Annotated in this window: 13 protein-coding genes; 5 read left to right on the top strand and 8 right to left on the bottom strand. The window is 61.8% G+C overall.

The window, feature by feature from the left end; translation table 11 throughout:
* The 4 genes from KBT70_RS08670 to KBT70_RS08655 all read right to left on the bottom strand — a co-directional run.
* On the bottom strand, nucleotides 1-2,335 hold a 2,335-nt coding region (locus tag KBT70_RS08670), incomplete at its 3' end, for a 2Fe-2S iron-sulfur cluster-binding protein (protein ID WP_296631355.1).
* Between the two features lie 62 nt (nucleotides 2,336-2,397).
* A complete protein-coding gene (locus KBT70_RS08665) occupies nucleotides 2,398-2,727 on the bottom strand; it encodes a sarcosine oxidase subunit delta (protein ID WP_296631352.1) in 330 nt (109 codons plus the stop codon).
* Nucleotides 2,721-3,389: a hypothetical protein gene (locus KBT70_RS08660; protein WP_296631347.1), complete on the bottom strand. Its 669-nt coding sequence runs from the start codon at nucleotides 3,387-3,389 to the stop codon at nucleotides 2,721-2,723. Before KBT70_RS08660 ends, KBT70_RS08665 begins: the two co-directional genes overlap by 7 nt.
* The gene (locus tag KBT70_RS08655) at nucleotides 3,389-4,633 is read right to left on the bottom strand and encodes a sarcosine oxidase subunit beta family protein (RefSeq protein WP_037272846.1); all 1,245 of its coding nucleotides are present in this window, start codon (nucleotides 4,631-4,633) and stop codon (nucleotides 3,389-3,391) included. The genes KBT70_RS08660 and KBT70_RS08655 overlap by 1 nt, the downstream gene beginning before the upstream one ends.
* 214 nt (nucleotides 4,634-4,847) lie before the next feature.
* Between KBT70_RS08655 and ccmI the strand changes: the two genes are divergently transcribed.
* The 4 genes from ccmI (at nucleotide 4,848) to KBT70_RS08635 (ending at nucleotide 7,140) form a co-directional block, all read left to right on the top strand.
* Nucleotides 4,848-6,080 carry a c-type cytochrome biogenesis protein CcmI gene (gene ccmI / locus KBT70_RS08650; RefSeq protein WP_296631337.1) on the top strand — a complete coding sequence of 411 codons (1,233 nt, stop codon included), beginning with the start codon at nucleotides 4,848-4,850 and terminating at the stop codon, nucleotides 6,078-6,080.
* Nucleotides 6,077-6,559, top strand: a complete 483-nt coding sequence (gene ruvX / locus KBT70_RS08645) for a Holliday junction resolvase RuvX (protein WP_296631334.1) — start codon at nucleotides 6,077-6,079, stop codon at nucleotides 6,557-6,559. The genes ccmI and ruvX overlap by 4 nt, the downstream gene beginning before the upstream one ends.
* Complete coding sequence (locus tag KBT70_RS08640; RefSeq protein ID WP_296631331.1) at nucleotides 6,549-6,785, top strand: DUF1289 domain-containing protein; 237 nt, start codon at nucleotides 6,549-6,551, stop codon at nucleotides 6,783-6,785. Before ruvX ends, KBT70_RS08640 begins: the two co-directional genes overlap by 11 nt.
* Before the next feature lie 112 nt (nucleotides 6,786-6,897).
* A complete protein-coding gene (locus KBT70_RS08635) occupies nucleotides 6,898-7,140 on the top strand; it encodes a hypothetical protein (protein WP_296631326.1) in 243 nt (80 codons plus the stop codon).
* Nucleotides 7,141-7,231: 91 nt separating this feature from the next.
* On the opposite strand, the gene KBT70_RS08630 is transcribed toward KBT70_RS08635, so the two are convergent.
* From KBT70_RS08630 to KBT70_RS08615, 4 genes are all read right to left on the bottom strand, one after another.
* A complete protein-coding gene (locus KBT70_RS08630; protein ID WP_296631323.1) occupies nucleotides 7,232-8,515 on the bottom strand; it encodes a TRAP transporter large permease in 1,284 nt (427 codons plus the stop codon).
* 3 nt (nucleotides 8,516-8,518) lie between these two features.
* Nucleotides 8,519-9,142 (bottom strand): TRAP transporter small permease, encoded by a 624-nt coding sequence (locus KBT70_RS08625; protein ID WP_296631319.1) that lies wholly within the window; start codon nucleotides 9,140-9,142, stop codon nucleotides 8,519-8,521.
* Between the two features lie 64 nt (nucleotides 9,143-9,206).
* On the bottom strand, nucleotides 9,207-10,265 hold the full coding sequence (locus KBT70_RS08620) for a TRAP transporter substrate-binding protein (protein ID WP_296631316.1): 1,059 nt from the start codon (nucleotides 10,263-10,265) through the stop codon (nucleotides 9,207-9,209).
* 57 nt (nucleotides 10,266-10,322) lie between these two features.
* Nucleotides 10,323-11,045, bottom strand: coding sequence for an isochorismatase family protein (locus tag KBT70_RS08615; RefSeq protein WP_037298602.1), 723 nt, complete (start codon nucleotides 11,043-11,045; stop codon nucleotides 10,323-10,325).
* Nucleotides 11,046-11,218: 173 nt separating this feature from the next.
* Here KBT70_RS08615 and KBT70_RS08610 point away from each other — a divergent pair, with 173 nt between their 5' ends.
* Entirely contained in the window at nucleotides 11,219-12,109 is an 891-nt protein-coding gene (locus tag KBT70_RS08610; protein WP_296631306.1) for a LysR family transcriptional regulator, read from the top strand.
* The last annotated feature ends 209 nt before the right edge of the window (nucleotides 12,110-12,318 follow it).

Below are 12,318 nucleotides of genomic sequence, written 5' to 3'. Positions count from 1 at the left end.
TTTCGCGGGCCTTGGGGCCGACGACGGCGATTTGCGCATATTGCTCGGTCACGTTGGCGGTGTAGACCTTCCAGTCCCACCATTCGCATTGCAGCCAATCCTCCATATGCCCGTGGATCGATTCCGCGCCGCCGGTGGTGGTGTGGCAGAGGAAGGTATCCTCGTCGATGCGGGCAACCACGCCATCATCCATCAGGAAGCCGTTTTCGTTGCACATGAGGCCGTAGCGGCATTTACCGGGTTTCAGATTGCTCATCACATTGGTGTAGAGCATGTCGAGGAATTTACCGGCGTCCGGTCCCTTGACGATGATCTTACCCAGAGTGGAGGCATCGAGCAGGCCGAGGCGGGACCGCGTCTGGTTGATCTCGCGGGTCACGGCGTCGCGGTGGGTTTCCTCGCCCTTGGGGAAGCAATAGGGGCGGCGCCATTGGCCCACGGGTTCGAAATGCGCGCCATTGGCCTCGTGCCAGCCGTGGATCGGGGTTTTGCGGATCGGTTGGAACACCGGGCCGCGCGCAGCACCGGCGATGGCCGAGAGGGAAATCGGCGTATAGGGCGGGCGGAAGGTGGTGGTGCCGGTCTGTGGGATGGGTTGGCCGAGCGCATCCGAGAGGATCGCCAAGCCGTTGATATTGCTGAGCTTGCCCTGATCGGTGGCCATGCCGAGCGTGGTATACCGCTTGGCATGTTCGACGGATTCATAGCCTTCGCGGGCGGCGAGTTGCACGTCGGACACTTTCACATCATTCTGGTAATCGAGCCAGGATTTCATCCGCAGCTTGATATTCGCCCCTTGGGGCATGAGCCAGACCGCCTCAAGCGCCGCCTCATCGGTGGCACTGGCTGTGGGGGCCTTGGTCGATTTGGGTTTGTGGCCCATGGCCCTGGCCGCCGTTTTACCTGCGGTGTCGGCGTCGGTGAGCGTGGCCGCCAGATCAAGATAGCCGTTGGCCGAGCCTGCGACGACCACAAACGCCTCGCCCTGCGCGCCGCGCGGGGGGTTGGCGGGGTCGGGGCGGAAATGCGCCTGTGCCGCATCCCAGAGGAGTTTTCCGCCGCAATGGGACCAGAGATGGACTACGGGCGACCAGCCGCCGGACATGGCGACCGCGTCGCATTTGATCTCTTCCAGCACGGCGCCTTCGCCCGCTTGGGCGCAGATGGCGACACCTGTCACGCGCTTGCCGCCTTTGACCTTGGCGATGCCCTTGCCGTTTTCGACCCGGATGCCCAAGCTGCGGGCCTCCGCCGCCAGAGCGCCGCCGCCAGATTGGCGGGCGTCGAGGATGGCCGGGATTTCAAGCCCGAATTTCTTGAGCGTGATCGCGGTACGGTAAGCGTCATCGTTGTTGGTGACAACCACGGTGCGGTCGCCGATGGAGACACCGAAATTGACCGCATAGTCGCGGATGGCCGAGGCCAGCATGACGCCGGGGATGTCATTGCCCGCAAAGCTGAGCGGGCGTTCAATCGCGCCGGTGGCGGTGATGATCTGGCCTGCGCGGATGCGCCAGAGGCGGTGGCGGGGGGCGTTGGCACCGGGGGTGTGATCGCTGACGCGCTCGTAGCCCAAGAGATAGCCGTGGTCATAGACCCCTGCCCCCATGCAGCGCAGGCGCAGGGTGACATTGGGCATGTCGCGCAGTTTGGCGATGGTGGCGGTGATCCAATCCGCGGCGGGCTGGCCATCAATCTCGCCGCCGTCCACGGGCGCGCGGCCGCCCCAATGGGCGGTTTGTTCCATCAGGAGAACCTTGGCCCCGGCCTCTGCCGCCGCGAGGGCAGATTGCAGACCGGCCACGCCGCCGCCGATCACGGCCACGTCGCAGAAGAAATAGAAATGCTCGTAGCGGTCAGGGTCGCCGGGATTGGTCGCCTTGCCCAAGCCTGCCGATTGGCGGATGAACGGCTCGTAGACATGTTTCCAGAACGGGCGCGGGTGAATGAACATCTTGTAGTAGAAGCCCGCAGGCAGGAAGCGCGCGAGATGCGTGTTGACCGCGCCGATGTCATATTCGAGGCTCGGCCAATGGTTTTGCGAGGTGCAGGTCAGACCGTCGAAAAGCTCGGTCGTGGTGACGCGCTGGTTGGGCTCCATACGCGTGTCCTCGCCCAAGTGGACGAGTGCGTTGGGTTCTTCGGCCCCAGAAGCCACGATGCCGCGCGGGCGGTGGTATTTGAACGAGCGCCCGACCAGCATCTGATCATTGGCCAGAAGGGCCGAGGCGAGCGTATCGCCGGCATGGCCCTTGAGGCGCTTGCCGTTGAAGGTGAAGTGAAGGGCGCGGCCCTTGTCGAGGAGGCGGCCACCCTTGGCCAGACGCGTGCTCATGTCTTAAACCCTCGTGCCCGGTGCGGGCGTGGTGTTGTGAGTATTTTTGGAACGGTGACGGCTCATGCGAAGTCTCTCCACCGCCAGCCGGGGCGCTTGGCCGTGATCGCATCGCGGATATGCTGGGGCGGCTCATGGGTCTGGGCGGGATAGCTGCCATAGACCTCGAGCGTTACGGTATCGCGGGCCATGATGAACCACTTGCCGCAGCCGTTGTTATGCCGCCAGCGTTCGAAATGCGCGCCCTTGGGGTTTTCCTTGGCGAACATATAGGTGTGGAAATCATCGTCCGCCGAGCCGGGGCCGAAACGCTTGAGATGCGCCTCGCCGCCTTGGTGGAATTCCGTCTCTTCGCCCGTAACGCCGCAGCAGGGGCAGGTGAGGATCAGCATTTTCGTTTACCCTCCAGTTCCTCGTAAAGCGCCTCTAGGAACGCCTCGAATTCAGCGAACGCTTGTCTAACTAAAAAAGCCGGTAAGCTAACTTGCATGAAATCGTGGCCTTCACCGAAGTCGACGAGCTCTACATATTCAATTGCTGCCAGCTTCTTGGCTTCCTCAGAACCCCTTCCAACCAGACCTCCACCGTGCATGATCTTGTTACGCAACTCGCTGTAGTCTTTAATCTTTTTCCAAGAGGGTGTTTCGAAAACAGAGCTGACGCCGCCCACTTTACGAAGAACGACTTTAGCGCGTTCAATACCCTTTCCATGGAAATCAGAGAGGGAGAGACCGAGGCCACTTGATCGCAACACCGTCTCAGCCATCATCGTAAGCGTGAACTCAAATGCAGCATATGCCGAAGACAAAGCAGATTGAGCCTCAATGCGTTCAAGGACTTCCTGCTCCATGTAACGAGATCGAATTAAGTCGAGACGCTCTTGTTCTTTATCTTCTGGGCTGAACTCGCAAATGCGGCTCACAATGTCCTCATATTCGGCAACTGAATCTACTGGCATGCGCGCAATGGCATCGCATGCCAGAGAACTTACAGATCGAAGGCGCTGCAGTTGGATCAATCCATCCATAACATCATATCGCGAATGATCTGACATCAGTGCGCCACCCCCGCAGCGACGGATTCGTCAATGAACCGGCCCTGGTAGAAGCGGTCGAGGCCGAATTCGTCGCAGAGCGGGGAATGGCCTTTGGCCATGAGTTCGGCAAAGCCCCAGCCGGAGCCGGGGATGGCCTTGAAGCCGCCGGTGCCCCAGCCGCAGTTGATGAAGATGCCATCGACGGGGGTTTTCGAGAGGATCGGCGAGCGGTCGCCGGTGACATCGACGATGCCGCCCCATTGGCGCAGCATCTTGAGGCGGGCGACCATCGGGAAGGTCTCGATCAGCGCCCTGACCGTTTCCTCGATATGATGGAAGGAGCCGCGCTGCGTGTAGTTGTTATAGCCGTCGGTGCCGCCGCCGATGACCATTTCGCCCTTGTCGGATTGCGACATGTAGCCATGCACGGTGTTGGCCATGACGACGCAATCCATGCAGGGTTTGATCGGCTCGGACACGAGCGCCTGAAGCGCCACGGATTCGATGGGCAGGCGGAAGCCGGCCATATCGGCGAGGTGGCCGGAGTGACCGGCCACAACGATGCCGAGTTTGTCGCAGCCGATGTCGCCGCGATTGGTGGTGACACCCGTCACGCGGCCATTCTCGCGGGAAATCCCCGTGACTTCGCATTTCTGGAGGATGTGCATGCCCATGGCCGAGCAGGCGCGAGCATAGCCCCACGCCACCGCATCGTGGCGCGCCGTGCCGCCACGCGCCTGATAGAGGCCGCCCAAGACCGGATAGCGGGGACCATCGAGATTGATGATCGGGACAATCTCTTTGACGCGGGCGGGTGAGATGAACTCGGTCGAGACCCCTTGCAGGGCGTTGGCATGCGCCGTGCGCTGATAGCCGCGCACCTCGTGTTCGGTCTGGGCCAGCATGATCAGGCCACGGGGGCTGAACATGATGTTGTAATTGAAGTCCTGCGAGAGGGTCTCATACAGGCTGCGCGATTTCTCGTAGATCGCGGCGGAGGGGTCTTGGAGGTAGTTCGAGCGGATGATGGTGGTGTTGCGGCCGGTGTTGCCGCCGCCCAACCAGCCCTTTTCCAGCACCGCGACATTGGTGATGCCGAAGTTCTTGCCGAGGTAATAGGCGGTGGCGAGGCCATGACCGCCTGCGCCCACGATGATGACATCGTATTTCTTTTTCGGCTCGGGCGAGGCCCATGCCCGCTCCCATCCCATGTGGTAGCGGAGCGCCTCTCGGGCGACGGCAAAGGCGGAATAGTGTTTCATGCGCGCTCTCTGGAGTTGGCTGGATTCGGGGTTGGACCCGTCTGGCACCGTAATGCGTCAGGCGCGCGGGGGAAAGGATACTCCGGGCGGCGGAAACGGTATCAATAGCGACATTGCGACATCGGGGCGCGGGGGGGACGCAGCGATGTGACCGCTTGGGCCTTTTTTCCGGGCGCGCGGGCGGTTACATGGGGGCAACACAGAAGGAAAAGACATGGGTTTCTGGATCATCGTTGCGGCTTTGGCGATTGGCGTGGGGGCTGTTCTGGGCCTCGTGCTGATGCGCGGGCGAGTGGGCGAAGCGCCGCCTGCCGCCTATGATTTGCAGGTCTACCGCGACCAGTTGAAGGAAATCGAACGCGACACCGCGCGGGGCGTGATTGCACCCGAGGATGCCGAGCGGCTGCACGCCGAGATTTCGCGCAAGGTGTTGGCGGCGGATGCGCAATTGCGCGAGGGCGGCGCGCGCGGCGGGCAGCCGCGGGGCGCGGGCATGGTGATGGCCGGGGTCATCGTGGCGGTGATCGCGGGCGGTGGGGTGGTGATCTATGACCGCGTCGGCGCGCCGGGCTATCAGGATTTGCCGATGGCGGCGCGGATTGCCGCGTCAGACGCGGCGCGGGCGGCGCGGCTGGATCAGGCGGCGGCGGAAGAGCGGTTTGGCCCCGGTGAGACCGGCGTGCCCGAGGGCACGAGCGAGGATTACATCAAGCTGATCGAGCAGTTGCGCAAGACGGTGGCGGAGCGCCCCGAGGATCAGCAGGGATTGCGGTTCCTTGTGCGCAGCGAGGCGGCGCTTGGCAATCTGGTGGCGGCGCGCAAGGCGCAGCAGCAGTTGATCGCGGTCAAGGGCGCGGAGGCCACGGCGGCGGATCACGCGCTCTTGGCGGATCTGATGATCAACGCGAGCGGCGGCTATGTATCGTCCGAGGCGGAGGCCGCGTTGCGCGCGGCGCTGGAGCGGGACGCGCGCGAGCCCTCGTCGCGGTTTTACCTCGGGCTCTATATGATGCAGGTAGACCGGCCCGATGCGGCGTTCCGGCTGTGGGAGGCGCTGCTCAACGAGAGCACGCCAGAGGCGCCTTGGGTGCCCACCATCCGGGCGCAGATCGAGGAATTGGCGGCGCGCGCCGGGGTGCGGTATACCTTGCCGCCCGAAGAGGGCGCACCGGGACCGTCGGCGGCAGATATCGCTGCCGCAGAGGGTATGGACCCCGAAGCCCAGCAAGAGATGATCCGGGGCATGGTGGCGGGGCTGGCGCAGCGGCTGGCCACGCAAGGCGGCACCGAGGAGGATTGGGCGCGGCTGATCACTGCTTATGGCGTGCTGGGCGAGCGGGACAAGGCGCAGGAGGTCTGGACCGAGGCGCAGGCGGTCTTTGCCGCAGAGCCGGAGCGGCTGGCGGTGGTGCGCGCGGCGGCGGATGCCGCGGGCGTGGCGGAATGATTTTCGAGGACATCGCGGCGTTTGCCGAGGCCCTGCCCCATGGCCGCGCGGTCATGGGTCTTGATTTGGGCACCAAGACGATTGGCGTGGCACTCTCGGACCGGCTCTGGTCGGTGGCAAGCCCGCATGAGACCGTGAAGCGGGTGAAATTCACCGAGGATGCCGCGCGTCTGATGGCAATTGCAGCGGGGCGCGAGGTGGGCGGGATCATCCTTGGCCTGCCGCGCAACATGGACGGGAGCGAGGGGCCGCGCGCGCAATCGACCCGCGCCTTTGCCCGCAATCTGGCGCGGCTGACGGAGTTGCCGATTGGCTATTGGGACGAGCGGCTGTCGACTGTGGCCGCAGAAAGGGCGCTGCTCGAGGCGGATGCGACACGAAAACGTCGCATGCAGGTGATCGACAACATCGCTGCGGCCTATATCCTGCAAGGGGTGCTGGACCGGATGGGGCATATGAGGGCAGAGCATGACAGATGAAAGCCCATGGGCGCGCGACGAGGTCGAGAGCCCTTGCGTGAAAATCTGCGTGGTGCATCCGCAGGCGCGGATTTGCACCGGCTGTTTGCGCTCGATCGACGAGATCACCCGCTGGACCAAGATGACCCCTGAGGAGCGGCGTGCGATCATGGAGGCGCTGCCCGACCGTGCGTCCTTGCTGCGCAAGCGCCGGGGTGGGCGCGCGGCGCGGGTGGGGATGGCCTAAGCGCGGCCAGCCATGCCAAGCGTGCAGAGCGGGATTGCATACTTTGGTATGGGAAAATGCTGCGCTGCAACATATCTATGATGCAGACGCGGCATTCTCAGGAGAGCACACCATGGCCTATTCGTCCCACAGCAATGTTCCGGCACCGGGGTTCGGGACCTTGGTCAGTCTCGCACTGGCGCCGCTGCGCCTGATTGACGGGTTCTTCAAATCGCTCATTGCGGCCAATCGTTTTGCCCATGAGGTTGAGACGCTGTCGATGGCCAGCGATGCACGGTTGGCAAAAATGGGCCTCAAGCGCGACACGCTGGTGGCCGATCTGGCTGCGCGCTCGGAATTCTTTCGCGCCGCCTGAGGTCAGGATCACAGCAGAAAACGAAACCGCCCCGGAAGATTTCCGGGGCGTTTCGCGTTCTGGGGGGTGCCCGCTCTGGTCAGATGGCGCATCAGCCAAAGGTGTCCGGCAGCCAGAGCGCGATCTGGGGGAAGGCGAGCAAAAGGGCAATCATCACCATCAGGGCGGCGAGGAACGGCAAAGAGCCTATGATGACATCGTTGATCGAGCCTTTGCCGCGCACGCCTTGGATCACATAGAGATTGACCCCAATGGGTGGTGTGATGAGGGCTGTTTCCAGCATCAGCATCATCAGAATACCGAACCAGACCAGATCAAATCCAAGCCCTGCGACGATCGGGGCCAAGAGCGGCGTTGCGATCAGGAGAAGCGAGAAGGCCTCCATGAAACAACCGAGGATCATGAAGGCGATCACAATCACGATCATGGTTTGCATCGGGCTAAGCCCCAGGCCGTTGATGAACCCGGCCAAGAGATCCGTCAGGCCGACCACCGCGAGCACGAAATTCAGGAATACGGCGGCAAAGACGATGAGCATTACCATCGCGGTCGTGCGCATCGTGCTTTCGATGGCGAGGCGCAGCATCTCGATCCGCAAGCTGCCATTCCAAGCCGCGAGTGCCAGTGAGGCGATCACGCCAAGGGAGGCGGCCTCGGTCGGGGTTGCGAGCCCGGCATAGATAGACCCGACGACGACGCCGAAAATCCCGATGGGCGGCACAAGGTCCGGCAAGGAACGCAGGCGCATGGCCCAGGTGCTATGCTCTGGTTTCCCACCCCAAGAGGGGCGGATCAGACAAGCGATCAGCACGGTGAGCATGAAAAGCCCGGCAAGAATGGCACCGGGCAGAAAGCCGGCGAGATAGAGTTTTGGAACGGAAGTATCCGTCAAGAGCGCATAGACGATCATGTTGATCGAAGGCGGGATGAGAATGCCAAGCGTGCCACCCGCCGCCAGCGTGCCCATGAAGAGGCTTGGGTTGTAGCCTTTCTTGGCGATCTGCGGCATGGCCACCGTGCCAACCGTGGCTGCGGTGGCGATGGACGAGCCGGAGGTGGCCGCGAAGAGCGTCGAGGCACCGATGTTGGAGTGCATCAATCCCCCCGGAAGCCAAGAAATCCAATGCGAGAGCGCCCCATACATCCGCTCTGCGATACCGGCGCGCAGCAGGATCTCTCCCATCAGAATAAAGAGCGGCACCGCGATCAGGATGAAATCAATGCTGTTGGTCCAGAAGATGTCACCAATCGCCAGATAAAGCGGCATGGGCGAATAGAGCGCGGCCAGCGCCAGAGCGAGGATGCCCACCACAGCGGCGATGGGCACGCTGAGGGAAATCAGGCCAAAGAGCAGGCTTGTTGCAGATCCCAGCATCTCTCATTCTCCTGCGGGCACGGCCTGGGCCGTTGAGTTTGCACCATGAGGGTTTGGCCGCACGCCTTGTAACTCTTCTTCGATTTCCTCATCCATCGAGAGCGCCCCTCCAAGGGCTTGCAACCGGTCGAACTGACCGCGCACCAGCGCGGTGATCATGCCGCCCAGCAGACACAGAAGCGTGAGGCAAAAGAGCACCCAGCCTGTCACCCACAAACCTTGCGGCACGATCAATGGCGTGTGCAGAGGCGTGATCGAATGCGCGCCATTCGACCATGTGAGGGCCACGGTCGCCAATGCGCGCCATGTGACGATTCCGGCAAAGGCGGCCATCAGGGCCATTCCGAGAATGTCGAGCCAAGCCTGTGCAAGGCGCGGGAGCCGCATGTAGAGCACATCAATACGGACATTGGCGCGGTGCAGCGCGGCGTAGGGCAAGGCAAAAGCGGTCGCAATTGCGAAAAGATATCCAGAGAGTTCATCCGCGCCACCGAGACTGGCACCGAAGAATTTACGCGCGATGACATCCACAGTGACCATGACGGCCGAGATCAGCATCATGCTGCCCCCGATCCACACGGCGAATTGCGACAGTCGAAAGAGATAGGAGACGAGCGTGGAATACATGGTGGTCCCAATCTGTGAAGGCAGATACCGCAGGGTGCGCATGCGCCCTGCGGTGTGAGTGCGTTCAACTTTCAGGTTGCGGTGCCGCGAGTCCAGCAGCTTTGCCTGCGCTTTCGTTCCAGGCGTCGATGCAGTCACCGCCGCAGCGTGCCGCCCAACGCTTGAGCACGAACTCGTCCAGGATTTTCTGTCGTGCGGCCTTGTCTGCCTCGCCGGGCACAGTCAAGGTGGCGCTCCCCGCTGCCCCAAAGGCACAGTCCGGACCCGTGCCGGTCAGGCAAGCCACGCCCATGTCTTGTTCCGAGGCTGCGATTTTCCAGCCGGACTCTTCCATCGCGGCGAAATTCTCGGTCAATGCGGTGCGGGTGGTTTCGTCCAACCCCTCCCAAAGCTTTGCGTTTACCGCGGTGAAGGTGATGGAATAACCGACCGGCAGGGCGAAAACATGGTTGATGACCTCGTGCCAGCTCGCCTTGTAAGCGGAAACCGGATCGGTAATGGCGCAGTCCGCCACCCCCTTTTCAAGTGCCGGCACAACCTCTGCAAAGGGCAGCGTCACGGTCACGCCCCCGGCCCCTTCGACAAAATCGCCGAGTGTTGCCGAATGCACCCGCACTTTGCGACCCTTGAGGTCTGCAATCCCGGCAATCGCATCGCGGCAATAAATCATCGAGGCAGGCCATGGATGCAGCGACACGATCGTTGCGCCATAGGTGTCGCGGAAGATCTGGTCCATCGTGGGCCGATAGGCGTCAACCACGGCGCGCATGGTGTCGAAGTCCGACGCGATGCTGGAGAGGTCCGCACCTTCGATGGCTGGGTTCTCGGAGGCAACATAGCTGCCCAGCCCATGCGCCACCTCGAACACGCCGAGTTTCAAGAGGCGCATGACCTCGGTGCCCTTTAGCCCCGCCTCGGTGATCGGGATGGCATCGCCAGTGATGGCCCCACCGGTCGCGGCCGGAATCTGATCGCTCCAGAACGGCTGTTCGACATTCTGCCACGAGGACAGGTTGCCCCAGGTTCCGACCACCTTGAATTGATGCGGCGTGATCTCGTCCGCGAATGCGCTGCCACCGGCCAAGGCCGCAACGGCAGACAGCATGATTGTTTTCATTTTCATTTTTATGTCCCTGTTGTGTGAGGTGTTGGGCGCCTCAGGCACGAGGCGCCCGTGGTTTCATTCAGCGGCGGCTTTGACCCCAGCCAGACCATTGATGTAATCGACGCATTCATCCACCGATTTCACGTCGCCAAACTTGGCGTCGATGTCAAAGAGGTTCCAGGCCACGGCCCCCGGCACCCGGTCGCCAATGCACTCGCGCACCGCGATGGGGCGGAAGCCATCTGCAATCCCGTCGCAAACGGTTTGACGCACGCAGGCACAGGCGGTGACACCCGTCACGAGGATGGTGTCGACATCATTGGCGCGCAGGATGCCCGCCAATTCCGTGCCATGAAAGGACGAGGCGCGCTTCTTGAGCAGCGTGTATTCGCCCTCAACGGGCGCGATGCGGCTGTCGATGGCCCAAAGTTCCTTGTCGGCCAGATCCACCACATCCACCGGAATCTTGTTGTGCCAGAGGCCCATATCGGTGAAGGACGCGTTGCGATCCGTGATCTCGTATGCGGTCGTCACATGCACCACAGGCAGGTTTTGCGCGCGAAATGCCTTGAGCAGGCGCTGCATGCCGGGGATGATTTCATTGTCCATCTTTTCCTGATCACAGGTAAAGGGATTGCCGGGGCGGGTCCAGGCATTGGCCAGATCGACACTGACCAGCGCCGGGCGTTTGCCAAAGCCCACACGCCGCTGAAAGCCGCGCTCTTGGTAGAGCTTGGTCGAGGCGTCGAACGCCGCCTGCAACATCTTGTCGAGTTCTCGGTTGTCAATATCGCTCATTCGGTTCTCCTTGGCCCTGAGGGCCGGGTCTTGTTGTTGGTTCCGAGCCTGATGTGGACTGCGATCCGGCTGGCAAGACAGAAGGTGCCCAAGGTGGCCATCAAAGAGAATTGACAGTTGGGCAAATGTTGATGCACCTGATGCATCAATCAGACCCTGTTTCGGAGGCGCGGATGCAGAACCTGCCCGATATCTCTTTGCTGCAATCATTTGCCGTTGTTGCCGAAGAGCTGAATTTTCGGCGCAGCGCGGAACGTCTGGCGCTCGATCAATCGGCGCTCAGTCGCCGTATTCAGAAGCTGGAGGCGCAATTGGGCTATCCGCTGTTTGAGCGCAGCACGCGAGAGGTGACGCTGACGCCCGCCGGGCAGAGCTTTTTTCGCAGCGTGTCCAACTTGCTCTACGATTGCTCGAATTCAATCCTAGAGGCGCGGCGCATCGCCGAAGGTCAGACCGGACAGGTGCGTGTGGGCTATATGGCCTTTGCCGCAACCGAGTTGCTGCCGCAGACTGTCGCGCGGTTTCGCAAGCGGCATCCCGACGTCGCACTCGAGTTGAAATATATCCGCACTCAAGGTCAGAAAGTGGCGCTCGCGAATGACGAGATTGACGTGGGGTTTCTGATCGGCCCGTTCGACAACAGCGAGTATCACAGCGTGCTTCTCGCGTCGGACTTGCTCTATCTCGTGATGCCCAAGGGGCACCCTTTGCTGAAAAAGGCGGAAATTGCACCCGAGGACATCCTTGAACAGGATCTGATCATCGGGGACATGGCGCAATGGGGCGAGTATCGCTATCGCCTCGACGACCTGTTCAACCCTTTGGGAATTACCCTGACACCCAGCCTCGAGGCTGCGAATACGCTGGCTCTGATCGGTCTGGTCGCGGCCGGGCTTGGCGTCACGATCTACCCTGAGAGCCTGATCGGATTCTTGGGTCAAAATGTCGATGTTCGTCCCATCGTGCACAAGAACTTTAGAATTCGCACTCTCTTGGTCTGGAAACGCACCAACCGGGCCCGCAATACATTGAACTTTGTCGAGACCGCGAAGGACAGGTTTTAAAGCGGTTTTCTGACGTCGCTGCCATCACCCGAAGGGCAAGGTGGTTGGTGTTCTTTGCGTCCTGACAGGCGAAGGTCGCAAGCAGATTTCAAGCGCGGATAGCGCCCCAGAGGTGTGAAAGGTCCGAAGGCAAAGGTCCCTCTCTACCGGGGGCGACACGGTCTGTCGATCGCAGGACTGTGAAAATACAATCGTGGGCGACGCCTGAC

The sequence above is a fragment of the Roseovarius sp. genome (genome assembly GCF_018066915.1).
GTDB lineage: Bacteria > Pseudomonadota > Alphaproteobacteria > Rhodobacterales > Rhodobacteraceae > Roseovarius.
The sequence above is the reverse complement of the archived record's forward strand: the minus strand, read 5'-3'. Positions and strand labels throughout refer to the sequence as shown.